The organism is Streptomyces sp. NPDC051569 (genome assembly GCF_044454085.1).
Classification (GTDB): domain Bacteria; phylum Actinomycetota; class Actinomycetes; order Streptomycetales; family Streptomycetaceae; genus Streptomyces.
Genome location: NZ_JBITDJ010000014.1, coordinates 112,313 through 135,671, shown reverse-complemented (window position 1 = coordinate 135,671; position 23,359 = coordinate 112,313). Strand labels below are relative to the sequence as shown.

Sequence of the window (23,359 nt, the reverse complement as noted above, 5' to 3'; positions counted from 1 at the left end):
ACACCCCGCGGGGTGTCTCTATAACGTCAGGCGTTGACGCAGGTGTTGCCGAAGGTGGGGTTCAGCAGGCCGATAACGTTGATGCTGTTACCGCACAGGTTGATCGGAACGTGCACCGGCACCTGGACGACATTGCCCGAGAGGACACCGGGGGAACCGACAGCGGCACCCTCGGCGCCCGCGTCGGCCATGGCCGGAGCCGCGGCCCCCATCGCCATGACCAGACCGGCGACGATTGTTGCGCTCTTCTTGTACTTCATCGTGAGCCCTTTCCGCAGCGGCGAATACGTCCGCACGACTGTCGTGGTACGCGAGCATCGCTATGCCAGCTCCAACGTCCGCTGCTGGAACTCCAACGAGTGCGCGGAAGCCAGGAAACTGGCCAGATTTCCCACTCGCGCAGTTTCACCCGATTGCCGCGTCAAGGATTTACGTTTCTGCGTCGATGCACAACAATCCGGCGGCACGGACCGCGATGACTCTTCGCGCCCCAGGGCCCCGGTCATGCCACGCCGGAATTCGGGGTCGGTGACGGAAAAGGGGCCGGCGGGGGCGCCATTGCCCCCGCCGGCCCAGGCCCGGAGCGGCGTCCGGGCGGTCTCGCGATATGCGGATCAGCTGTTGCCCACGCCGTTGCCCGAGAGCACCGGGATGTCGTCCACGATGTGCGACAGCGGCTCGTCACCCTTGGCCTGGGTGGAGTTCTCCGCGCACTGCTGGTTCTGCGGGGAGGACAGGACGTTGACGTCCTGGACGGCGACCGGCACGAGGAGGCCGACGAGCGACCCGACGTTGGCCTTGACCGGCACGCCGAGGCAGAGCTTGTTCAGCGAGCCCTGGACCAGGTCGGCCGACGGGCTCATGTCGCCATGGGTCTCGACGTTGCCGAACGCCTGGTGGGCGCCGTTGCCGCTGGCGGAGGTGGTGCCGCCCTCGTCGCCGATGGCGAGCGCCGGAGAGGCCGCCGCAGCCGAGACGCCGACCACGGAGGCGGCGACGGCCGCGCCGGCCATAATCTTCTTGATCACGATGTGTTCCTTTTCTCATGAATGCAGGTGGAGCGACCTGAACAACCCGCCCTCGGTCGTTTAGTTGCGCTGCTTCACCCGATCGGCTTGGTGGCCGCCGGTAATAGGCCGTTGGAGTGAAGCAAAAGAACTAATGGCGCGTTGGGAAGTTGCTCAGGGGGCCCCGGGGACTTGGGGCATCCTTCGGAAGGGGACTCATCGTGATCAAGAAGGTCATGGCCGGCGCCGCCATCGCCGCCTCCGTTGTCGGCGTTTCCGCCGCGGCCGCCGCTCCGGCGCTCGCCATCGGCGGCGACGGCGGCACCACCTCCGCCAGTGGCAATTTCGCCAGCCAGCAGTACGGCAACTCGGCGACGTACGGCAACATGAGCCCGCAGATGGCGCTTATCCAGGGCTCGCTGAACAAGCCCTGCATCGGCCTCCCTGCCAAGCTCAACGCCGGCTCCCTCATTGGCCTCGTGCCGATCGCGGTCCAGGACGTCAACGTCCTGTCCTCCCCGCAGAACCAGCAGTGTGTCGAGAACTCGACGCAGGCCAAGGGTGACGAGCCGCTGTCGCACCTCCTCGACAACATCCCGATCCTCTCCGGGAACGGTGTCGCCAACCGCTGAGAAACCGGCTGAGCGGCCGGACCGCCGCTGAATTCCGCGGCGGTCCGGAATTTTCTGCGCAGGGCGGCGCGCGACAGGCAATGAGCCATTCGGGGGAATCTCCTCAGCCACGCCGCAACCAATTCGTCCGTAAGCACGTTGATCAGGTCGAATCTCCACCGGTGGAGTGCGACTTTCTGGAAAGGCATTTAAATGAAGAAGCTGTGGGCAACCGCTGCTGTAGCGGCCTCGATCGTCGGAGCCACGGCCGTCGCCGCGTCGCCGGCTCTGGCCATCGGTGACGAGGGCGGCACGACGTCGTTCAGCGGCAACGGTGCCGAGCAGTCCTTCGGCAACTCCGCGACTCACGGGGACATGAGCCCGCAGCTGGGCCTGGTCCAGGGCTCGCTGAACAAGCCGTGTGTCGGTCTGCCGCTCAAGGCGAACGTCGGCTCCCTCATCGGCCTCGTGCCGATCGCGGTCCAGGACATCAACGTCCTGTCCTCCCCGCAGAACCAGCAGTGTGTCGAGAACTCGACGCAGGCCAAGGGTGACGAGCCGCTGTCGCACATCCTCGACAACATCCCGGTGCTGTCCGGGAACGGTGCGGGCAACAGCTGATCCCCCCAGAAGCCCGGTCCGGCCTCTCGCCGGACCGGGCTTCTGCCATGTGCGGCGCAGGTCACGCCCCACGGGAGGGCTGACGGCGCGGGATGTCGGTAGTGTGCCGGAATGCTCACTGTGACGTCCGTGAATGTGAATGGGCTCCGCGCCGCCGCCAAGAAGGGGTTCGTGGAGTGGCTGGCGGAGACCTCCGCCGAGGTGATCTGTCTCCAGGAGGTGCGGGCCGAGCCGCAGCAGCTTCCCGCAGAGGTACGGGAGCCCGAGGGCTGGCACGTCGTACACGCCCCGGCGACGGCCAAGGGCCGGGCGGGTGTCTCGCTGTACACGCGGCGGCAGCCGGAGCGGACGCGGATCGGGTTCGGCAGCGCGGAGTTCGACGCGAGCGGCCGGTACGCCGAGGTCGACCTGCCCGGTGTCACGGTGGCCAGCCTCTATCTGCCCTCGGGCGAGGTGGGCACGGAGCGGCAGGACGAGAAGGTCCGCTTCATGGACGAGTTCCTGCCGTACCTGGAGCGGCTGAAGAAGAGCGCGGCGGCCGACGGCCGTGAGGTGCTGGTCTGCGGCGACTGGAACATCGCCCACCAGGAGGCCGACCTCAAGAACTGGAAGGCCAACCGGAAGTCCTCCGGCTTCCTCCCCGAGGAGCGCGCCTGGCTGACCCGCGTCTTCGAGGAGACGGGTTACGTCGACGTCGTCCGGGCTCAGCACCCGGAGCAGGAGGGCCCGTACTCGTGGTGGTCGTACCGGGGCCGCGCCTTCGACAACGACGCGGGGTGGCGCATCGACTACCACGTGGCGACCGAGGGCCTGGCCGGGCGCGCGGTGAAGGCCTGGGTGGAGCGCGCGGCCACGCACGGCGAACGCTGGAGCGACCACGCGCCGGTGACGGTGGCGTACGAGGGCTGATCAGCCCTGGCTGTCCGGCCGATCCTCAGTGCCTGAGCGGCCCTGAGCACCTGAGCGGTCCGGGGCGGCGGGGCGCAGGCGGCGGTCCAGGGCCAGGGAGAATTCCGCTTCCACGACGCTCTTCGCCAGCGGGCGCAGTGCGGCCTGGTCCAGTTTTCCGGCGTGGGCGGGGAGGACCGTCGCGAAGAGATCGGCAAGGGCGTCCGCGTGGGCGCGGACCTGGCGGCCGGCTTCCAGGACGGCGGCCAGCGGGATGCCCTCGCGGACCAGGGCCGCCGAGATGTCCAGCAGGCGGCGGCTGATGTGGACGATCTCGTCGCCGTCGGTCGCGAGGTAGCCCAGGTCGAGGGCGGCCGCGAGGTTTTCCGGGGTGACCTCCCCCTCGAAGTGGTCGGCCAGTTCCTCGGGGGTGAGGCGGACCGGGGTCTCCTCGGTGGGTTCGACCAGGCCCAGGGCCTCGCCGACGTCCCGGCCGCTCTCGAAGGCGGTGGCGAGGTCGGCGATACCGTTGAGGGTGTGTCCGCGCTCCAGCAGGCCCGCGATCGTGCGCAGCCGGGCCAGGTGATGGTCGTCGTACCAGGCGATCCGGCCTTCGCGGCGCGGTGGCGGGATCAGGCCGCGCTCGCGGTAGAAGCGCACGGTGCGGACCGTGATGCCCGCCTGGTGGGCCAGCTCCTCCATGCGGTACTCCATGCCCGGCAGCCTATGTCGTACCACCGGTAACTCCTCCTGTCGGACCCCTACCCACGAGTACGGGGCTGCCCTACGCTCGTACCGTGCCAGTGATTGCTGGCGCGATGGGGCGGGCGTCCGCCAGTGGGAGGCGATATGGGCCGGCATGTGCGCGTGGCGGTGATCGGATCCGGATTCGGCGGCCTGGGGGCGGCGGTGCGGCTGCGCCGCGAGGGGATCACCGACTTCGTCGTCCTGGAGCGGGCCGACTCGGTCGGCGGGACCTGGCGGGACAACAGCTATCCGGGGTGCGCCTGCGATGTGCCCTCGCACCTCTACTCGTTCTCGTTCGCGCCCAACCCCGACTGGCCGCGCACCTTCTCCGGTCAGCCGCACATCAGGGCGTATCTGGAGCGGATCGCGGACACCTTCGGGCTGCGGCCGCATCTGCGGCTGGGACACGAGGTGCTGCTGGTGCGCTGGGACAGCGACGCGCTGCACTGGGAGATCGAGACCTCGCGGGGAGCGTTCACCGCCGAGATGGTGGTCTCCGCGACCGGGCCGCTGTCCGATCCGAAGATCCCCGGGATACCGGGGCTCGACCGTTTCCCCGGCAAGGTCTTCCACTCGGCCCGCTGGGATCACGGCTGCGACCTGCGCGGAAAGCGGGTCGCCGTGATCGGTACGGGCGCTTCCGCGATCCAGATCGTCCCGGTGATCCAGCCTGAGGCCGCCCGGCTGACGCTCTTCCAGCGGACGCCGCCCTGGGTGATGCCGCGCGCCGACCGGGAGATATCCGCAGCCGAGCGCGGGCTGCACCGGGCGCTGCCCTTCACCGGCGCCCTGCGGCGCACACTCCTCTGGGGCATCAGGGAGGCGCAGGTCCAGGCCTTCACGAAATGGCCGAACACGCTCGGCCTCGTCGAGTCCCTCGCCAGGGCCAATATGGCGAAGGCCGTCAAGGACCCGGAGCTGCGGGCCAGGCTGACGCCCTCGTACCGCATCGGCTGCAAGCGGATCCTGATCTCCAGCACGTACTACCCGGCGCTCGCCCGGCCCAATGTCGACGTGGTGGCCTCCGGCCTGGCAGGGGTGCGTGGCTCCACGCTGGTCGCGGCGGACGGTACGGAGGCCGAAGCGGACGTGATCATCTTCGGGACCGGCTTCCATGTGACGGACATGCCGATCGCCGAGCGGGTGGTGGGCGCCGACGGGACCACCCTCGCCGAGGCATGGAAGGACGGCATGGAGTCGCTGCGCGGCGCGACCGCCGCCGGCTTCCCCAACTGGATGACGGTCATCGGCCCGAACACCGGCCTCGGAAACTCCTCGATGATCCTGATGATCGAGGCCCAGCTGAACTATCTGGCCGATTATCTGCGGCGGCTGGACGCACTGGGCACCGCCGGGGGGCGCGCGGCGCTGGTGGCCAGGCCGTCGGCCGTGCGCGCCTGGAACGACCGGGTACAGGAACGCATGAAGCGGACCGTGTGGAACACCGGCGGCTGCACCAGCTGGTACCTGGACGAGAACGGCCGCAACACCACCATCTGGCCGGGGACGACGACCGAGTTCCGCAGGGCCACCCGGCAGGTCGACCTCGCGGAGTACGAGGTGATCCGCCCCGCCGGCCACGCGAAGGGGCGGACGGCCGGGAAGGAGACCGTCCGATGAGCCGCCCGCCGCAGCCGCAGCCGCTGCCCCAGCCGCCGGGGAAGGCGCGTGAGCTGACCGCCGTCTCCGCCGACGGCTCCCGTATCCATATCGAGGTGTACGGCTCCGAGGGTCGTCCCGCGGTCGTCCTCGCGCACGGCTGGACGTGTGCGATCCGTTTCTGGGCGGCGCAGATCGCGGAGCTGGCCACCGCCCACCGGGTGATCGTCTACGACCAGCGGGGGCATGGCCGTACGGCGGCGCCCGGCCGGGACGGCTACACGACCGACGCCCTCGCCGACGACCTGGAGGCGGTGCTCGCCGCCACGCTGGAGCCGGGGGAGAAGGCCGTACTCGCCGGGCACTCGATGGGCGCCATGGCGATCATGGCCGCCGCCCGCAGGCCCGCCCTGCGGGAGCACGCCGCCGCCGCACTGCTGTGCAGCACGGGGAGTTCGCGCCTGGTCCCCGAATCCCTTGTGCTGCCGCTGCGCGCCGGGCGCGTACGGACCTGGCTCACCCGGCTCGTCCTCGGGGCGCGCGCCCCGCTGGGACCGGTCACGTCCCTGTCGAAGCGGATCCTGCGCTACGGGACGATGGGCCCCGGCTCCGCGCCGGAGCGCGTCACGGAGTGCGCCAGGATCGTGCACGCCTGCCCCCGGGGCACCCGGGTGGCCTGGTCGCAGGTCCTCGGCACACTGGATCTCGACGCGGATGTGCGGGAGTTGAGGGTGCCCACCGCTGTCCTGGTGGGCACCGCCGACCGGCTGACCCCGCCCGTGCAGGCACGGACGCTCGCCGCCGCGCTGCCCGACTGCGCCGGACTCACCGAACTCGCCGGAATGGGGCATATGACTCCTGTGGAGGCCCCGGAAGCCGTCACCGCCGGCATCCGCCGACTGGTCGCCACGCATCTGGAAGCGCGGCCCGGAACGACGAGCGGAACGACGACCGGAACGAAGGAGGACGTGGCATGAGTCCGAGGGGTCCGGCGAGGGGTCTGGAGGGGCAGGTCGCCGTCGTCACGGGTGCGGCGCGCGGGGTGGGCGAAGCGCTGGCGCGCAAGCTCTCGGCGCGCGGCGCGAAGGTGGCGCTCGTCGGCCTGGAGCCGGACGAGCTGGAGCGGGTGGCGTCCCGGCTGCACTCCGAGGGCGACCACTGGTACGCGGATGTCACCGACCACGAGGCGATGGCGCGGGTGGCCCAGGAGGTCAAGGAGCGCTTCGGCAGGGTGGACATCGTCGTCGCCAACGCGGGTGTGGCGTCCGGCGGGCCGTTCGTGGACTCCGACCCGGACGCGTGGCGGCGGGTCATCGAGGTCAATCTGATCGGCGGGGCGGTGACCGCGCGGGCGTTTCTGCCGCTGCTGATGGAGAGCCGTGGTTACTTCCTCCAGATCGCCTCGCTGGCCGCGATCACGCCGGCGCCGATGATGACGGCGTACTGCGCGTCCAAGTCCGGTGTCGAGGCCTTCGCGCACAGTCTGCGCGCCGAGGTCGGCTACCGGGGCGTGCGGGTCGGCGTCGGCTATCTGTCCTGGACGGACACCGACATGGTGCGGGGCGCGGACCAGGACGAGGTGATGCGGGAGTTGCGGCAGCGGCTGCCGTGGCCGGCGAACCGCACGTATCCGCTCGGCCCGGCCGTGGACCGGATCGTCGCCGGGATCGAGCGCCGCTCCGCCCAGGTCTACGCGCAGTGGTGGCTGCGCGGGACGCGGTCCGTACGCGGCTGGCTCCCTGCCGTCATCGCCACGGTCGGGCGGCGGGAGATGCGGCGCTTCGCTCCGCGTCTGGCGGGCGTGGGCAAGGGACTTGTGGGTGCGGGCGGGGCTGCTGACGAGCGAGCGCGCACGCAGCGTAACTGATCGAAATGCGCTGAATGTCCGTTCGTGAAAGTCTGATCGCGTTCCCACCCCACACCTATCCAGGAGTGAATTTCCATGGGTATTGCCGACCAGTTCAAGGACAAGGCGCAGCAGCTCGACGACGAGGCGCAGGCGCAGGCGCGGCCCGGCGAGCGTCGGGAGCGGTCAGGGCACGACTCGGCCGACCGCCCCTCGCAGGACCGGAAGCAGGGCCAGCAGCAGGGCAGGCCGCAGGGTGAGCAGCAGGGCCAGCGACAGGGTGAGCAGCAGGGCCAGCGCCAGGGCCAGGGCCAGCGGCAGGACCAGGCGCGGCGGGCCTCCCAGCCCCAGTCCCGGGGCGCACGCGACGAGTTCGACGGCAACGTCGGCGCCTGACCCGATGACTGACGGTCGGACGCGCGTCTGACCTACGTGCGAGAGGCGCATCCGGTGCACCGGATGCGCCTCTTTCGCGCTCGTCCGCCCTGCCGCTCGTCCGCCCTGCGGCCCTGCGGCCCTGCGGCCACGGTGGGCCCGCCGCCCTACCGGGGCGGCAGGCCCGGGCGGCGCAGGTCGGGGACCGCTCCGTATCCCGGCGGTGTGGACGCGGGGTGCGCGGCCAGCAGATCCAGCGCCACCCACACCGCGTCGTCGAGCTGGGCGTGCCGGCCCTCCGCCCAGTCGAGCGGGGTACGCAGCGCCTCGATGTCCGGCTCCACGCCCTGGTTCTCGATGGACCAGCCGTACGCGTCGAACCAGGCCGCGTTCATCGGGACGGTGATCACCGTGCCGTCGCCCAGCCGGTGCCGCCCGGTGATGCCGACGACCCCGCCCCAGGTGCGCTGGCCGACCACCGGGCCCAGATTCAGCAGCCGGAAGGCCGCGGTGATCATGTCGCCGTCGGAGGAGGTCGCCTCGTCGGCGATCGCGACGACCGGGCCGCGCGGCGCGTTGGAGGCGTACGAGACGGGCTGGGCGTCACGCGTCAGGTCCCAGCCGACGATCCGCCGGCTGAGCTTCTCCACGACCAGCTCGCTGATATGACCGCCCGCGTTGCCCCGTACGTCCACGATGAGCGCGGGGCGGGAGACCTCCATGCGCAGGTCCCGGTTGAACTGCGCCCAGCCGGAGCCGCCCATGTCGGGGATGTGCAGATAACCGCACTTGCCGCCGCTGATCTCCCTTACGGCCTCCCGGCGTTTGGCCACCCAGTCCTGGTAACGCAGCGGCCGTTCGTTGATCAGCGGGACGACGGCGACCCGGCGGGACGGGCCGCCGTCGCGCTCGGCGGGGCGGAAGGTCAGCTCGACGGTGGTGCCGCCGGCGGCCGACAGCAGCGGGAAGGGGCCCGTCACCGGGTCGACGGGCCGGCCGTCGACGTGGGTGAGGACCGCGCCCTCACGGATCCCCGTACCGGCCAGCGGGGAGCGGGCCTTGGAGTCGGAGGAGTCGCCGGGCAGGATGCGTTTGATCATCCACGCGCCGTCCCGGCAGACCAGGTTGGCGCCGAGCAGGCCCATCGCGCGCTGGTAGTGCGGCGGGCCCTCGTTGCGGCGGGCCGGGGTGACGTACGCGTGGGAGGTGCCCAGCTCGCCCAGGACCTCACGCAGCAGATCCGCGAACTCGTCCGGGGTGGAGACGCGTTCGACCAGCGGGCGGTACTGGTCGAGGACGGCGGTCCAGTCGATGCCGCACATCCCCGGCTCCCAGAAGTAGGCGCGGATGAGGCGGCCCGCCTCCTCGTACGCCTGGCGCCACTCGGCCTCCGGGTCGACGTCGTGCAGGATGCGCCGCAGGTCCAGGTAGACGGTCGAGTCGCTGTCGCCGGTCTCGGTGGCGGGTACGGCACGCAGTTCGCCGTCGTCCACGACGACCAGCCGGGAGCCGTCGCCGCTCAGCGCGAACCAGTCGAGATGGCCGACGAGTTCGGTCTTGCGGGCCTTCGTGAGGTCGAAGTGTTCGAGTGTGGGGCGGCCGGAGGTGTCCGACGGGTTGGCGAACGTCTCGCCGAGCGCGCCGGAGATCGGCCAGCGCAGCCAGACCAGCCCGCCGCCGCTGACGGCTGACAGCGCCGAGTACTTCGACGCGGTGACCGGGAAGGGGGTGACCCGGTCCGCGAGGCCCTCGACCTCGACGGTGACCGTGCCGTCGCCCGAGTTGCTGACGGCCGGGTCCAGTCCGCCCGCCGCGGGCCGGCCTTCCGGCGACAGCGCGAAGGGGGACGGGGTCGCGGAGGACAGCGGTACGAGATAGGGGCGGCAGCCGAGCGGGAAGGAGAGGTCGCCGGTGTGCACGTCGTACACCGGGTCGAAACCACGCCAGGAGAGGAACGCCAGGTAGCGGCCGTCGCTGGTGAAGACCGGATTCTCGTCCTCGAACCGGCCGTTGGTGACATCGAGGATCGTACGGTCGGGGCTGCCGGCGACGCGGGCCATCTTGATCTGGCGCAGTGAGCGGCCGATGCCGGGGTGGGACCAGGTCAGCCACTGGCCGTCGGGCGAGAAGGCGAGGTCGGTCACCGGACCGTTGATGGACCGGATGACCTCGATCACCCCGGTGGCTCCGGCCGCTCCGGTGGCTCCGGTCGGCTCCGTGGCTTCGGCGGACCCGGTCGCGTCGGTGGGCGCGCTGGCCTCGGCCGGTCCGTCGGCGCTCCCGGATTCCGTCGCGTCTATGAGCAGCAGCCTGCCGTCGTGCGAGGCGATCGCGATCCGCTCGCCGTCCGGGTCCGCCTCCAGTTCCAGCACCCGGCCCAGCCGTCCGGCGGCCAGCCGGCGCGGCGCGCGGTCGCCGCTCGCCCGGGGCAGGTAGGCGATCTCGATCGCGTCCTCGCCCTCCGCGTCGGTGACGTACGCGACCTGCCCGCCGCTGCCGAGCATCGCGGGCAGCCGGACCCGTACGCCCGGGGTGTCGGCGATCGTGCGGGCCGGGCCGTCGCGGTGGGTGAGCCAGTACAGGCTGCCGCGTACCGAGACGGCGCTGGCCCGGCCCGTCGTGTCCACCGAGATCGCGGCGACGTGGCTGGCGGCCGGGACCTGGTAGCCGCGCCGTCCGGCGCGCGGGCCGCCCAGCCGTACGTCCAGCTTGCGCGGCACCGAGTCCGGGGTCAGCGCGTCGACCAGCCAGAGATCGCCCGCGCACTGGTAGACGATCCGGCGCCCGTCGGACGAGGCGTGGCGGGCGTAGAACGCGTCATGGTCGGTGTGGCGGCGCAGATCGGTGCCGTCGGGCAGACAGGAGTAGAGGTTGCCGACGCCCTCGTGGTCGGAGAGGAACGCGATGCGTCCGCCGACGAACATCGGGCAGGCGAGATGGCCGCCGAGGTCCGCGAGCAGGCGACGGCCGTGCAGCCAGAGGCGGCCCGTCGCGCCGCCCCGGTAGCGCTTCCAGGCGGCGGGCTCGTGCGGTGGCGTGCCGGTGAGCAGGAGCGTACGGCGCTCGCCGTCGATGTCCGCGACGGCGATGTCGGTCACCGGGCCCCACGGCAGCTTTCCGCCGGGGGAGCCGTCGGTGGGGACGGAGTAGGCCCAGGAGTAGTACGAGAAGGGCTGGCCGTGCGAGGAGACGGCGAGGATCTGGGCGTCGGGCGTCCAGCCGCAGACGCGGGCGTCGGTGGACCCCCAGTAGCCGAGCCGCCGCGCCGGGCCGCCGTCCACCGGGGCGAGATGGATCTCCGGATCGAGGCTGCGCCAGGTCGTGTAGGCGATGTGGCGGCCGTCGGGCGAGAAGCGGGGGTGGCCGATCCTGGTGCGGTCGGCGGTCACCCGCCAGGCGCGCGAGGGCCGCTGCCCGGCCGGCACGAGGGGTGCGACCCAGAGGTCGTCCTCGGCGGCGAAGCACAGCATGTCGTCGTGCAGGTGCGGGAAGCGGAGATACGCGACGTCATCACTCACCCCCCAATGCTTTCCGCGCGAAGGGGGTGCGGCAACTTGTGGCCCGCCACTTATCTGAGGCGAACACCTGTGGCAGAGGACACAAGCGAAACGGGTTCGTTTCGTTCAGGGCAGGGTTATCTTCGTACTGTACGAAACCGTTTCGTTCGCAGGGTGCGGACAGCAGACCGTCAGGAGGTCGACCATGGCACGCACCAGGCTCACCGCCGAGCGCGAGGCCGAGCTGTACGCGGCCGTCCTCGATCTGCTGCGCGAGGTCGGCTACGACGGTCTGACCATGGACGCCGTCGCCGCCCGTACCCACTCCAGCAAGGCCACCCTCTACCGCCAGTGGGGGAGCAAGCCCGAGCTGGTCGCCCGAGCGCTGCGGAACAACAAACCGGTCTCCCCCGGGCAGATCGACACCGGTTCGCTGCGCGGCGACTTCCATGCGATGGCCGCGCGCAACGACTACTGCCAGATGGAGAAGGACTCCGCGCTGATGCGGGGCCTGTTCCATACCGTCCATGAGAACCCCGACCTCCGCCAGGCACTGCGTGAGCTGCTGATCGAGCCCGAGATGGAGGGGCTCGGTGAACTGCTGCGACGCGCCGTGGACCGGGGCGAGATCGCCGCGGACAACCCCGCGCTGTACTACGTCACCCACATGCTGGTCGGCGCCATCGTCGCCCGGCAGCTGATCGAGGACCGTCCGGTCGACCAGGACTTCCTCGTCTCCTATCTCGACGCCGTGGTCCTCCCCGCCCTCGGCGTCTGACGGTCCCTCCCCAGGACCCGCAGGACCCACGGGACCGGCTTCGCCGCTGATCCCCGCGACACACCCGCACGCCCCATCCCCTTACCTGACGCGCGCCGCTCTCGTCGTCGGGCCGGCTCCCCATGCCCTGATCCCTCCATAGACCGGGAGTACGCCCTCGTGGCCACGTTCCTCTACAAGCTCGGGCGGCTCGCCTTCCGGCGCCGCCGCTATGTCCTCCTGGTGTGGGTGGCGCTGCTGGCACTCGCCGGCTTCGGCGCCGCCACCGCGCCCGCCGCCACCTCCAGCTCCTTCTCGATCCCGGGGACGGAGGCCCAGAAGGCCTTCGACCTGCTCGCCCAGCGCTTCCCCGACGCGCGCGCCGACGGAGCGACCGCCCGCGTCGTCTTCAAGGCACCCGCCGGCGAGAAGATGACCGACGCCGGACACAAGGCGGAGGTGCGCGAGATCGCGGACCAGCTGGCGTCCGGCTCCGACCAGGTCTCCTCGGTGACCGACCCGTACACCCAGAACGCCGTCTCCAAGGACGGCTCCACGGTGTACGTCCAGGTCTCGTACAAGGCCGGCTCGATGGAGCTGACCGACGAGACCCGCACGGCGCTGGAAGAGACCGGCGCCGACGCGCGGGAGCAGGGACTGGCGGTGGAGATCGGCGGTGACGCGCTCCAGGCCGTCCCCGAGACCGGGTCCACCGAGATCATCGGTGTGGCCATCGCCGCCGTGGTGCTCGTCATCACCTTCGGATCGCTGATCGCCGCCGGGCTGCCGCTGATCACCGCGCTCATCGGGGTGGGCGTGGGGGTCTCCTCGATCACCGCGCTCGCGAGCGCCCTCGACCTGGGCTCCTCGACGTCCACCCTCGCGATGATGATCGGGCTCGCGGTCGGCATCGACTACGCGCTGTTCATCGTCTCCCGCTACCGCGCCGAACTGGCCGAGGGCCGAGGACGCGAGGAAGCCGCGGGTCGCGCCGTCGGCACGGCCGGATCCGCCGTGGTCTTCGCCGGTCTGACCGTGGTCATCGCGCTCGTCGGCCTCGCGGTCGTCAACATCCCGATGCTGAGCAAGATGGGCTTCGCCGCCGCCGGCACGGTCGTGGTCGCCGTCCTCATCGCCCTCACCCTCATCCCGGCGATGCTGGGCTTCGCGGGCAAGCGGGTGCACGGGCGCAAGGACCGTACGGCGCTGGAGAACAAGCTGGAGCACCGGTCCACCGGGGGCGGGGCAGCCGGGGAGAAGCCCAATCTGGGCACCCGCTGGGCGCGCTTCGTCCTGCGCCGTCCGGTCGCCGTCCTGGTCGCCGGGGTCGTCGGTCTCGGGGTCATCGCGATCCCGGCCACCTCGCTGGAGCTGGGCCTGCCGGACGCCGGCTCGCAGCCGGTCGACACCACCCAGCGCAAGGCGTACGACCTGCTCTCCGACGGTTTCGGCCCCGGGTTCAACGGGCCGCTGATGCTCGTCGTCGACGGCAAGGCCAACGACAACACCAAGGTGGCGGCCGGCCGGATCGCCGACACCGTCAAGAAGATGGACGGCGTCGCCGTCGTCACCCCCGCCAACTTCGACAAGGCCGGCGACACCGCGACCATCACGGTGATCCCCAAGGACCGCCCCTCCTCGGTCAAGACCGAGAACCTGGTCCACTCCATCCGGGAGGCGGGCGGCGACCTCAAGGCGGACAGCGGGGCCGAGGTGCTCGTCACCGGCGCCACGGCGATGAACATCGACTTCTCGCAGAAGATGAACGACGCGCTGCTGCCCTACCTCGCGCTCGTCGTCGGCCTGGCGTTCCTGCTGCTGATGGTGGTCTTCCGGTCCGTGCTGGTGCCGCTGAAGGCGGCGCTCGGCTTCCTGCTCTCGGTGGTCGCGGCCCTGGGCGCCGTCGTCGCGGTCTTCCAGTGGGGCTGGCTCGGCGGTCTCCTGGGGGTCGAGCAGACCGGCCCGGTGATGTCGATGATGCCGATCTTCATGGTGGGCGTGGTCTTCGGTCTCGCCATGGACTACGAGGTCTTCCTCGTCACCCGGATGCGGGAGGCGTACGTCCACGGGGAGCGGCCCGGCGGCGCGATCGTCACCGGTTTCCGGCACGGCGCGCGGGTCGTCTCGGCCGCAGCGGTGATCATGATCGCCGTCTTCGCGGGCTTCATCGGCTCCGGCGAGGCGATGATCAAGATGATCGGCTTCGGGCTCGCCATCGCCGTCTTCTTCGACGCGTTCGTGGTCCGGATGGCCATCGTGCCGGCCGTGCTCGCGCTGCTCGGCAACAAGGCCTGGTGGCTGCCGCGCTGGCTGGACCGCGTTCTGCCGAATGTGGACGTGGAGGGCGAGGCGCTGCGCAAGCGGCTCGCGGCGGCGGACCCGGAGCAGGGTCCCGGCGGTCCTGACGGTGGCGCGGGTCCGGAGCGCGAGCTGGTCCGCGCCTGACGCCCGCACCTCTCTGCCCCGGGACCGCTGCGTGAGCGGCGCGCGGTCCCGGTACGCGCCGGTCACCGTGGGGACGGGAGCCGGGGCGGTGCACGCGGCCCGGTCGTACGCCCTGAAGAGGGTGCGCGACCGGGCCGCTGTACGTAAGCCGCCGTACGCCGTTGTGCGTGAGCGCTGTAGCGCACTCGCGGGGAGTTCGCCGTACGTCAGGTCCGGTGCAGCAGCTTGCTCAGTTCGTTCTCGACCTCGATGTCGTGGCGCTCCTCGCCGATCGGGACCATCGCGTACGAACTCTTCAGGAAGCGGCGCAGGGGCGCCGAGTCGAACTGGACCATGGCCACCCCCTCCGGCGAGTGGAACTCCAGCACGGTCTGGGCCCGGCCGCAGGGCCATACCTGTACGTCGCCGTAGCCGGAGGGCAGCCGCAGGCCCGACTCGAGGAGGTCCCGGGCGAAGGCCCAGACGACCTCGTCGTTGTCGAGCGAGACCTCGGGCGGGAAGACGATGCGCATGGCCAGCGGATCAGCGCCGTCGTAGCGGAGGGTGACCGCGACGGTTTTGGGGTGAGGTGCGTCCGTGATGAGACGGGCCTTGGCGGGCTGCTCGACGACGGGGGGCATCGCTGGCTCCTCTGCGGCTGGGGCGGAACGGGGAGCACGCTTCCTTGAGCTCGGGACCTACCTCGAACCTCTGCGAACTACTCGAACTATCGGATATTTGGGATTTCATTTTACAAAGCACGTCAATTGAGACACAGCTTCACCTCCGGCACACCTCCAGCACGTCTGCGGAACATCGTCCGGGCGACTCGCATACAACCTGCTCTTGCAAGCTGTTCGCAAGAGGGCCCTATCATCAGACGACCCGACCGACCCCGCACTTCCCGCAGAAAGCGGAGCCCGCCATGCATGTCCCCGACGGATTCATCGATGTCCCCGTCTCGGTAGCCACCGGAGTCGTCGCGGCGGGAGCCGTGGCGGTCAGCCTGCGCGGCGCCCGCCGCGAGCTCGACGAGCGCACCGCGCCGCTCGCCGGGCTCGTCGCCGCGTTCATCTTCGCCGTGCAGATGCTCAACTTCCCGGTCGCGGCCGGGACGAGCGGACACCTGCTCGGCGGCGCCCTCGCCGCGATCCTGGTCGGCCCTTATACCGGAGTCCTCTGTATCGCCGTCGTCCTGCTGATGCAGGGCATCCTCTTCGCGGACGGCGGACTCACCGCGCTCGGGGTGAACATCACGGTCATGGGCGTGGTGACCACCGTCGTCTCCTACCTGCTCTTCCGCGGGCTGGTCAGGATCCTGCCCCGGACGCGCCGCTCCGTGACCGTCTCCACCTTCGTGGCCGCGCTGGTCTCCGTACCGGCCGCCGCCGCCGCGTTCACACTGATCTACGCGATCGGCGGGACCACGGACATCCCGATCGGCCGGGTGCTGACCGCGATGGTCGGTGTCCATGTGCTCATCGGGATCGGCGAGGCCGCGATCACCGCGCTGACCGTCGGCGCCGTCATCGCCGTCCGGCCCGACCTCGTGTACGGCGCCCGGGGACTGTCCAGGCCGCTGAAGCTCCGCGTCGGCGGTGAGCTGGTGGACGCGAGGCCGGCCGTTTCCGCCGGGCCCTCCGGTGCGCCCGGAACGTCCGGCGGCCGGGGAGCGGCCGGCGTTTCCGGTTCGCCGGCCGCCCCGGTGGCCGCCCGCTCCACCCGTACGATCTGGGCGACGGGCCTGGTCACCGCCCTCGTCGTGGCCGGCTTCCTCTCCTTCTACGCCTCTGCCAGCCCCGACGGCCTGGAGAAGGTCGCCGCGGACCAGGGCATCGACGAGAAGGCCCAGCCGCACCACTCCGCCGACTCCCCGCTCGCCGACTACGCCATCACCGAGATCTCCGACGCGCGGATCTCCGGGGGCGTCGCGGGCGTGATCGGGGTGGGCGCCACGGTCGTCGTCGGCAGCGGCGTCTTCTACGCGGTGCGCCGCCGCCGTACGTCCGGCGGTTCGGGTTCGGCCGGTTCGGGCTCCGCCGGCATCGCCGCCGCCGGCCGGAGCGTCTGACATGGGCGCGGGGCATGCCCACAAGCTCTACCGGCACGGGCACTCGGTGGTCCATGACCTGCCGCCGCACTGCAAGCTGGCCGCCGTCTTCTGCTTCGTCATCGTGGTGGTCTCCACCCCGCGCGAGGCGATCTGGGCGTTCGGGCTGTACGCGGCGCTGCTCGCGGCGGTGGCGGGCGTGGCCCGCGTTCCCCCCGGGTTCCTGCTGCGCCGGCTGCTGATCGAGGTCCCGTTCGTCGCCTTCGCGGTCCTCATGCCGTTCGTCGTCCCCGGCGACCAGGTCCAGTTCCTGGGGCTGTCGCTGAGCGTTCCCGGCCTCTGGGGCGCCTGGAACGTCCTCGCCAAGGGCACGCTCGGTGTCGCCGCGTCCGTGATCCTCGCCTCGACGACCGAGCTGCGGTCGCTGCTGCTCGGTCTGCAGCGGCTCAAACTGCCGCCCCTGCTGGTCCAGATCGCGTCGTTCATGATCCGGTACGGCGATGTCATCACCGACGAGATGCGCCGGATGTCGATCGCCCGGCGCTCGCGCGGCTTCGAGGCCCGGGGCGTACGGCACTGGGGCGTGCTGGCGAAGTCCGCGGGCGCCCTCTTCATCCGCTCCTACGAGCGGGGTGAGCGCGTCCATCTGGCGATGGTGAGCCGGGGATACGCGGGCACCATGCCGGTCATCGACGAGGTGACCGCGTCCCGGGCGCAGTGGTCGTACGCCGCCGCGCTCCCGTTGTCGGCGCTCGCCGTCTGTCTGCTTGGCTGGTCCCTATGAGTGTGGAACCCGTAGTCGTCCCCCCGCCCCCGGCCTCCGCCGAGGTCTCCCTCCAGGTCAGTGGCCTCGCCTACGCCTACCCCGACGGGCATCAGGCCCTCTTCGGTGTCGATCTGACCGTCGGGCGCGGTGAGCGGGTCGCCCTGCTGGGGCCGAACGGCGCCGGCAAGACCACGCTCGTGCTGCACCTCAACGGCATCCTCACCGCCGGGGCCGGTTCGGTCGCGGTCGCCGGTCTGCCGGTGGCCAAGCGGAATCTCGCCGAGATCCGCCGCCGCGTCGGCATCGTCTTCCAGGACCCGGACGACCAGCTGTTCATGCCGACCGTGCGGGAGGACGTGGCGTTCGGCCCCGCGGCCTCCGGGCTGCGCGGCCCCGAGCTGGAGGCCCGGGTTGTCGCGGCGCTCGCACAGGTCGGGATGGCGGAGTACGCGGACCGGCCGCCGCACCACCTCTCCTTCGGCCAGCGCCGCCGGGTCGCGGTGGCGACCGTGCTGGCGATGGAACCGGAGATCCTCGTCCTCGACGAGCCCTCGTCCAACCTCGACCCGGCGTCCCGGCGTGAGCTGGCGGACATCCTGCGGTCGCTGGACATCACGGTGCTGATGGTCACCCATGACCTGCCGTACGCCCTCGAACTCTGCCCGCGCTCGGTGATCCTGAGCGACGGTGCCATCGCGGCGGACGGGCCCACCCGGGAACTCCTCGGTGACGAGGAACTGATGGGCGCGCACCGGCTGGAGCTGCCGTTCGGTTTCGACCCGCGTTCCGTGTCGTTCGACCCGCGGCCCGTATCGCCCTGACCCGCGCTCCGTGTCGTGCCGCCCCGCTTCCGTGTCGTCCCGACCCGCTTCCCCGCCGTCCCGACCCGCGTACGGTGGCGCCGGGGCACGTTGCACCATAGAGGGGTCGCGCCGCCGGGGCGTGGCGGACGACGGGCGGGAGTGCGGGCGTGGACGTCCAGGGCACGGTGGCGGCGGGCTTCGAGCCGGTCAGGGACGCTTTCGTACGGAATTTCGAACAGCGTGGTGAACGCGGCGCGGCCGTCACGGTCTACCGGGACGGCCGCAAGGTCGTCGACCTGTGGGCCGGGACGCGCGATGTGGACGGCCCCGAGCCGTGGGCCGTGGACACCGCGCAGGTCGTGCGCTCGGCGACGAAGGGCGTCGCCGCCGCCGTACCGCTGCTGCTGCACCAGCGCGGTCAGATCGATCTGGACGCGCCGGTCGGCACGTACTGGCCGGAGTTCAAGGCCGCCGGCAAGGAACGGGCGCTCGTACGGCACCTGCTCTCGCACCGCGCCGGGGTGCCCGTACTCGACCGGCCGCTCACCCCGGCCGAGGCCATCGACGGCGAGTCCGGGGCGCGCGCGCTGGCGGCGCAGCGGCCCGTCTGGGAGCCGGGCACCGACCACGGCTACCACGCGCACACCTACGGCTGGCTGATAGCCGAGCTGATCAGGCGGGTCACCGGCCGCAGCGTCGGCCGGTGGATCGCCGAGGAGATCGCCCGCCCGCTCGGCCTGGACTTCTGGGTCGGACTGCCGGCGGAGGAGGCGCACCGGGTGGGGCGCATAGGCCCGGTGGAGGAGCCGTCCGCCGTCGGGGGCGTCCTCAGACTGCGGCCGAAGCGCTCGGTCTCGGAGGCCTACCAGGACCCGGAGTCGCTCACCCGGCGCGCGTTCGGGGTGATCGATCCGCTGCCGGACGAGAACGACCCGGCCTACCGCGCCGCCGGACTCCCCGCCTCCGGGGGCATCTCGACCGCCCGCGCGCTGGCCCGCTGCTACGCCGCGATGATCGGCCCGGTGGACGGCCAGCGGCTGTTCGCCCCGGCCACGCTCACCCTGGCCCGTACCGAGGAATCCGCAGGACCGGACCGGGTCCTCGTCGTCAACACCCGCTTCGGCCTGGGCTTCATGCTGCACGGCCCGGCGGCCCCGCTGCTCGGCCCCGGCTCCTTCGGACACCCGGGGCGCGGCGGCTCGCTGGGCTTCGCCGACCCCGAGTCGGGGATCGCGTTCGGCTATGTGACGAACGGAATGCGCAAGGGCGTCACGGCGGATCCGCGCGCACAGGCTCTGGTGCGGGCCGTGCGGTCGGCGACATCATCGCCGGATGAAGCGATATGACGGCTACGGCGTACTGATCACCGGCGCGGGGCGCGGCATCGGCGAGGCCACCGCGCGCCGGCTCGCGGACGAAGGGGCCCGCGTCCTGATCACCGACCTCGATGAGCAGCGGGCCGCGACGGCCGCCGGATCCATCCCGGGCGCGGTGGCTCTCGGCTGCGATGTGGCCGACCGCTCCTCGGTCGAGGCGGCGGTGGCGTACGCCGTCGAACGCTTCGGCTCGCTCGACGTCCTGGTCAACAACGCCTACGCGTGCTCGCCGGATGCCGCGCTGTTCGAGGACGAGCCGGACGAGGCGTGGGCGCGTGATCTCGACATCACGCTGACCGGCGCCTTCCGCTGCGCCCGCGCCGCCCTGCCGCACCTGGTGGCGTCGGGCCGGGGCTCGATCGTCATGATCGGCTCGGTCAACGGTGAGCAGGACTTCGGCAACCACGCCTACAGCGCGGCCAAGGCGGGCCTGGCGAGCCTGACCCGTACGCTCGCGGGCCACGCGGCGCCACGCGGCGTCCGCGTCAACCTCGTCGCGCCGGGGACCATCCACACGGACGCCTGGGCGGGCCGCGAACCCGCACTGGCCCGCGCGGCGGCCCACTACCCGATGGGCAGGGTCGGCGCCCCGGCGGACATCGCGGCGGCGGTCGCCTTTCTGGCGTCGGCGGACGCGTCCTGGATCACGGGCGCGACGCTGCCCGTGGACGGCGGGCTCCTGACGAGCAACGCGGGGCTGCGGCGGGCGATCGGGGGCGAGAGCTGACCGCCGCGCGGGCGCGGGTGTCCGTGCGGGTCCCGGGTCGGCGGCGCCGGGAGACGGAGGCGGGCCCGACCCGGCCGCCCGGCGGGTCAGACGGCCTTGCGGAAGACCTCGGCCGTCGCCGTGTTCGCCACGACGACCACGGCCAGGACCGCCGCTGCCGCCGGGTGGCCTATGGACCACAGCGCGCAGGCGGCACCGAGCAGGACCAGCGCCTTGACCGCCAGCACGCCGGGCAGCGGCGGGCGGTATTTCGCCCGGGGAGCCGCGCACAGGCCCCAGAGGACAGCCGCGAGCAGAGGGGTTCCGACGGCGAGGAGGGCGGAGACGGCCGCGTTGCCTCCCACCGTCGTGCCCCACCAGGCCAGCACGCCGAGGGCGACCAACTCCAGCACGAACGCCAGTACTTCGTTGGCCACGTACCACGGCCGGTCGTCGAGCGGCATCTTCGTTCTCCTCAACTCGCGTACAGCATCAGGCTGATGCCCACCACCATCAGGCCCGCCGCCGCGATTCTCGGGCCGCCGAAGCGCTCCTTGAAGACCACCGTGCCGATCGCCGCGCCGACGATGATCGACGATTCGCGGAGTGCGGCGACGGGGGCCAGAGGTGCGCGGGTCTGGGCCCACAGGACCAGGCCGTACGCCAGCATAGAGAGGACCGCGCCGAGGAGGCCGAGGGGGGCGTGCGGGCGTAGCTGGGCGAGGAGTTGGCCGCGCCGTGCGTACACGGCGTACGCCGGGACCAGGACACCTTCCATGATCATCAGCCAGGCGATGTAGCCGATCGGCGAGCCCGACGCGCGGACGCCGACGCCGTCCACGACGGTGTACGCGGCGATCGACAGACCCGTCGCGAGCGCGGCCACCAGGGCCGGCCACTGAGGCTTGTTCTTCGCGCCCTTCATGCCCCACAACGCCACGCCGACCAGCCCCGCGGAGGCGACCGCGACGCCCGCGCCCTGCCAGGCGTCCAGCGACTCACCGACGAAGACGGCGGCCAGCACGGTGACCACCAGCGGTGCCGTGCCGCGCGCGATCGGATACATCTGGCCGAAGTCGCCGAGGCTGAACGAGCGCATCAGCAGGGCCTGGTAGCCGACATGCAGCAGCGCGGAGGCCACCAGGTACGGCCAGGCCGCCGCGTGCGGCAACGGGACGAAGAAGGCGGCGACCGCGCTGATCGCCGTCGCGCCACCGGCGATCAGGGTGAAGGCGACCAGCTGATCCCTGATGGTGTGGGCGATGGCGTTCCACGTGGCGTGGGTGAGGGCGGCGAGGAGCACCGCGACGGCGACGAGGGAGGTCATGCCGCGCGCTCGGACGGGAACTCGACGGAAGAGGGTGGGACGCGAAGGCCGGTATCGCTCATGGTTCGCACGTTAGTGCCATTTCGGGCGCGCTCTGTCCCGTCGCGACACCCGGCACGCGCACGAGGGCCCTCCGCCAGGACCCGCCGTCATCCGGCGGCCAGGACCGCCGCCACCACCGGGCCCGCCGCGTCGCCGCCGTGCCCGCCGGACTCGACGACCGCCGCCGCGGCCAAGTCGTCCTGGAAACCGGTGAACCAGCTGTTGGACGCGGACTGGTTGTCGACCTCGGCCGAGCCGGTCTTCGCGCCCTTGTCGCCGCCCAGCCCCGACATCGCCTTCGTGGCCGTGCCGTACGGACTCGTCGCTGTGAGCCGCATCATGTCCCGCAGCTGTTGGGCCACGGAACCCGGCAGCGGGCGTTCGGCCCGCGCGAGCTCCCGGCCGTCCAGCGACCGCGGCACGATGACGGGCTGTTTGAAGCCGCCGTCCTTGGCGGTGGCCGTGATGGACGCCATGTTCAGGACGTTCATCTGGATCGTGCCCTGCCCGATGTACTGGGCCGCCGCCTCGCCACCGCCGGCCGGGGGGACGCTGCCGTCGAAGGACGTGACGCCGGTACGCCAGTCGAGGCCGATGCCGAAGACCTGCCGGGCCTCGGCGGCCAGCGCCCCGTCGTCCTTGGTCTCGTCGATGAGGTGGATGAAGGCGGTGTTGCAGGAGCGGGCGAAACTCTCCGCGAACGTGCTGTTCCGCAGGGAGAAACCGTTCAGGTTGTGGAAGGTACGGCCCTGATACAGCACGTCCGGGGAGCAGTCGGCCGGCCGGCCGGGGGCGGTGAGGCCCTTCTCCATCAGCATCGCCGCCGTCACGATCTTCATCGTGGAGCCGGGTGCCTGCTGCCCGAGCATCGCCGCGTTCCAGCCGTCCGCGCGGTTGTTGGCGACGGCGATGATCTCACCCGTGCTCGGTCTGACCGCGGCGACCGACGCCTCGCTGAACTTCTTCACGGCCTGCTCGGCGGCCGCCTGCACGCGCGCGTCCAGCGTGGTCCGCAGCGTGCCCGTCCTGCCCTCGGCCAGGGTGAGCAGTGTGTGCGCCGGCACCGTGTCGTCGTCGCTCTCCAGGGCCAGTTCGATGCCGGCCGAGCCTCCGGCGGCGGAGCCGTACCGCTTGCGCAGCTCGTCCAGGACGGGCCCGAGCGACGGGTACTTCTCCTTCGTCAGCTCCGTGCCGTTACGGTCGACCGCCTGGATCGGCGGGGCCGACGCCTCGCTCGTGACCAGGCGGGTGCTCGCGGTCAGGTCGGGGTGGATCACTGTCGGCGCCCAGTCGACCAGCGGGCGCCCGGTGGTCTCTCCGCGCAGCACCGTCAGCTCCGAGCTGTACGCCCAGACCTTGCTCCGGCCCTCGAACTCCACCGTGGCCCTGACGGTGAACGGCACCTTCGCGCCCACCGCCCGGCCCGGTGTGATCACCGCGTCGGCCACATGGGCCGCGTCGCGGTAGCCGCCGATGACCGGCTCGGCGGCGGCCGCGTTGTTGGTCAGCTGAGCGACCACGGCCGCGTCGGTCCCGTCCGCCCACGCCGTGAGGAATTTCTTCGCCGCCTGGTCGACCTCGTCGGCGGTCAGCGGCCCGGTCCTGACCTCGGGCTCCGTGGCGGCCGTCGTCGTGCTGTCGGTGAACCCGCCCGTGAGCCCGCTGTAGACGTTGTAGGCCCCGTAGCTCGCACCCCCGGCGAACACGAGGAACACCCCGCCGATCACGCCGACCTTCACTCCGCTGCGCACGTGCGGTCCCCTCCCCAGGAGCCTCCTTGAACATGTTCAAGGAATTCTGGGCAGCACTCTACGGGACGGGTGTGACACGGTGGGCGACCGTTCGGGTGACCGTTACCGGACTGCGACGATGGCTCTCGGAGGCTCCCGGCAGCGGCCCTGCCGCACCGGGTGCGGC

22 protein-coding genes are annotated in these 23,359 nt (G+C 71.6%); 14 read left to right on the top strand and 8 right to left on the bottom strand.

What is annotated here, in order from left to right; all coding sequences use genetic code 11:
• Positions 1–26: 26 nt before the first annotated feature.
• Both ACIBAE_RS20520 and ACIBAE_RS20515 read right to left on the bottom strand, forming a co-directional pair.
• Entirely contained in the window at positions 27–218 is a 192-nt protein-coding gene (locus ACIBAE_RS20520; protein WP_399287422.1) for a chaplin, read from the bottom strand.
• A gap of 396 nt (positions 219–614) precedes the next feature.
• Entirely contained in the window at positions 615–1,025 is a 411-nt protein-coding gene (locus tag ACIBAE_RS20515; RefSeq protein ID WP_399287419.1) for a rodlin, read from the bottom strand.
• A 203-nt stretch (positions 1,026–1,228) separates the two neighbouring features.
• Between ACIBAE_RS20515 and ACIBAE_RS20510 the strand changes: the two genes are divergently transcribed.
• The 3 genes from ACIBAE_RS20510 (at position 1,229) to ACIBAE_RS20500 (ending at position 3,148) form a co-directional block, all read left to right on the top strand.
• Entirely contained in the window at positions 1,229–1,639 is a 411-nt protein-coding gene (locus ACIBAE_RS20510; RefSeq protein WP_399287320.1) for a rodlin, read from the top strand.
• A gap of 192 nt (positions 1,640–1,831) precedes the next feature.
• Positions 1,832–2,239 (top strand): rodlin, encoded by a 408-nt coding sequence (locus ACIBAE_RS20505; RefSeq protein ID WP_399287317.1) that lies wholly within the window; start codon positions 1,832–1,834, stop codon positions 2,237–2,239.
• A 111-nt stretch (positions 2,240–2,350) separates the two neighbouring features.
• A complete protein-coding gene (locus ACIBAE_RS20500; protein ID WP_399287313.1) occupies positions 2,351–3,148 on the top strand; it encodes an exodeoxyribonuclease III in 798 nt (265 codons plus the stop codon).
• Here the strand turns inward: ACIBAE_RS20500 and ACIBAE_RS20495 are convergent, their stop codons facing one another.
• Complete coding sequence (locus ACIBAE_RS20495; protein WP_399287416.1) at positions 3,149–3,829, bottom strand: MerR family transcriptional regulator; 681 nt, start codon at positions 3,827–3,829, stop codon at positions 3,149–3,151. It abuts the gene before it with no gap.
• Between the two features lie 147 nt (positions 3,830–3,976).
• On the opposite strand from ACIBAE_RS20495, the gene ACIBAE_RS20490 reads away from it, so the two are divergent.
• The 4 genes from ACIBAE_RS20490 (at position 3,977) to ACIBAE_RS20475 (ending at position 7,715) form a co-directional block, all read left to right on the top strand.
• Complete coding sequence (locus ACIBAE_RS20490) at positions 3,977–5,494, top strand: flavin-containing monooxygenase (protein ID WP_399287311.1); 1,518 nt, start codon at positions 3,977–3,979, stop codon at positions 5,492–5,494.
• On the top strand, positions 5,491–6,450 hold the full coding sequence (locus ACIBAE_RS20485) for an alpha/beta fold hydrolase (RefSeq protein WP_399287308.1): 960 nt from the start codon (positions 5,491–5,493) through the stop codon (positions 6,448–6,450). Before ACIBAE_RS20490 ends, ACIBAE_RS20485 begins: the two co-directional genes overlap by 4 nt.
• Positions 6,447–7,340 (top strand): SDR family oxidoreductase, encoded by an 894-nt coding sequence (locus tag ACIBAE_RS20480; RefSeq protein WP_399287305.1) that lies wholly within the window; start codon positions 6,447–6,449, stop codon positions 7,338–7,340. Before ACIBAE_RS20485 ends, ACIBAE_RS20480 begins: the two co-directional genes overlap by 4 nt.
• Positions 7,341–7,415: 75 nt before the next feature.
• The gene (locus ACIBAE_RS20475; RefSeq protein ID WP_399287302.1) at positions 7,416–7,715 is read left to right on the top strand and encodes a hypothetical protein; all 300 of its coding nucleotides are present in this window, start codon (positions 7,416–7,418) and stop codon (positions 7,713–7,715) included.
• 146 nt (positions 7,716–7,861) lie between these two features.
• Here ACIBAE_RS20475 and ACIBAE_RS20470 read toward each other — a convergent pair whose 3' ends face one another.
• Positions 7,862–11,212, bottom strand: coding sequence for a S41 family peptidase (locus tag ACIBAE_RS20470; RefSeq protein ID WP_399287299.1), 3,351 nt, complete (start codon positions 11,210–11,212; stop codon positions 7,862–7,864).
• Positions 11,213–11,396: 184 nt separating this feature from the next.
• Between ACIBAE_RS20470 and ACIBAE_RS20465 the strand changes: the two genes are divergently transcribed.
• Together ACIBAE_RS20465 and ACIBAE_RS20460 are read left to right on the top strand one after the other, a co-directional pair.
• The gene (locus ACIBAE_RS20465) at positions 11,397–11,969 is read left to right on the top strand and encodes a TetR/AcrR family transcriptional regulator (RefSeq protein ID WP_399287296.1); all 573 of its coding nucleotides are present in this window, start codon (positions 11,397–11,399) and stop codon (positions 11,967–11,969) included.
• Positions 11,970–12,128: 159 nt separating this feature from the next.
• On the top strand, positions 12,129–14,393 hold the full coding sequence (locus ACIBAE_RS20460) for an MMPL family transporter (protein WP_399287293.1): 2,265 nt from the start codon (positions 12,129–12,131) through the stop codon (positions 14,391–14,393).
• Between the two features lie 206 nt (positions 14,394–14,599).
• Here the strand turns inward: ACIBAE_RS20460 and ACIBAE_RS20455 are convergent, their stop codons facing one another.
• Entirely contained in the window at positions 14,600–15,013 is a 414-nt protein-coding gene (locus tag ACIBAE_RS20455; RefSeq protein ID WP_399287290.1) for an SsgA family sporulation/cell division regulator, read from the bottom strand.
• A gap of 284 nt (positions 15,014–15,297) precedes the next feature.
• Here ACIBAE_RS20455 and ACIBAE_RS20450 point away from each other — a divergent pair, with 284 nt between their 5' ends.
• The 5 genes from ACIBAE_RS20450 to ACIBAE_RS20430 all read left to right on the top strand — a co-directional run bounded on the left by ACIBAE_RS20450 (position 15,298) and on the right by ACIBAE_RS20430 (position 20,094).
• Complete coding sequence (locus ACIBAE_RS20450; RefSeq protein WP_399287287.1) at positions 15,298–16,443, top strand: energy-coupling factor ABC transporter permease; 1,146 nt, start codon at positions 15,298–15,300, stop codon at positions 16,441–16,443.
• A gap of 1 nt (position 16,444) precedes the next feature.
• On the top strand, positions 16,445–17,206 hold the full coding sequence (cbiQ, locus tag ACIBAE_RS20445) for a cobalt ECF transporter T component CbiQ (protein WP_399287284.1): 762 nt from the start codon (positions 16,445–16,447) through the stop codon (positions 17,204–17,206).
• Positions 17,203–18,009 (top strand): energy-coupling factor ABC transporter ATP-binding protein, encoded by an 807-nt coding sequence (locus tag ACIBAE_RS20440; protein ID WP_399287281.1) that lies wholly within the window; start codon positions 17,203–17,205, stop codon positions 18,007–18,009. Before cbiQ ends, ACIBAE_RS20440 begins: the two co-directional genes overlap by 4 nt.
• A 149-nt stretch (positions 18,010–18,158) precedes the next feature.
• Positions 18,159–19,337 (top strand): serine hydrolase domain-containing protein, encoded by a 1,179-nt coding sequence (locus ACIBAE_RS20435; RefSeq protein ID WP_399287278.1) that lies wholly within the window; start codon positions 18,159–18,161, stop codon positions 19,335–19,337.
• A complete protein-coding gene (locus tag ACIBAE_RS20430; RefSeq protein ID WP_399287275.1) occupies positions 19,324–20,094 on the top strand; it encodes an SDR family NAD(P)-dependent oxidoreductase in 771 nt (256 codons plus the stop codon). Before ACIBAE_RS20435 ends, ACIBAE_RS20430 begins: the two co-directional genes overlap by 14 nt.
• Before the next feature lie 86 nt (positions 20,095–20,180).
• Here ACIBAE_RS20430 and ACIBAE_RS20425 read toward each other — a convergent pair whose 3' ends face one another.
• The 3 genes from ACIBAE_RS20425 to ACIBAE_RS20415 form a co-directional block, all read right to left on the bottom strand.
• On the bottom strand, positions 20,181–20,537 hold the full coding sequence (locus ACIBAE_RS20425) for a YrdB family protein (protein ID WP_399287272.1): 357 nt from the start codon (positions 20,535–20,537) through the stop codon (positions 20,181–20,183).
• An 11-nt stretch (positions 20,538–20,548) separates the two neighbouring features.
• Positions 20,549–21,400 (bottom strand): EamA family transporter, encoded by an 852-nt coding sequence (locus ACIBAE_RS20420; RefSeq protein WP_399287270.1) that lies wholly within the window; start codon positions 21,398–21,400, stop codon positions 20,549–20,551.
• A gap of 149 nt (positions 21,401–21,549) precedes the next feature.
• On the bottom strand, positions 21,550–23,193 hold the full coding sequence (locus tag ACIBAE_RS20415) for a penicillin-binding transpeptidase domain-containing protein (protein ID WP_399287267.1): 1,644 nt from the start codon (positions 23,191–23,193) through the stop codon (positions 21,550–21,552).
• Between the last annotated feature and the right edge of the window lie 166 nt (positions 23,194–23,359).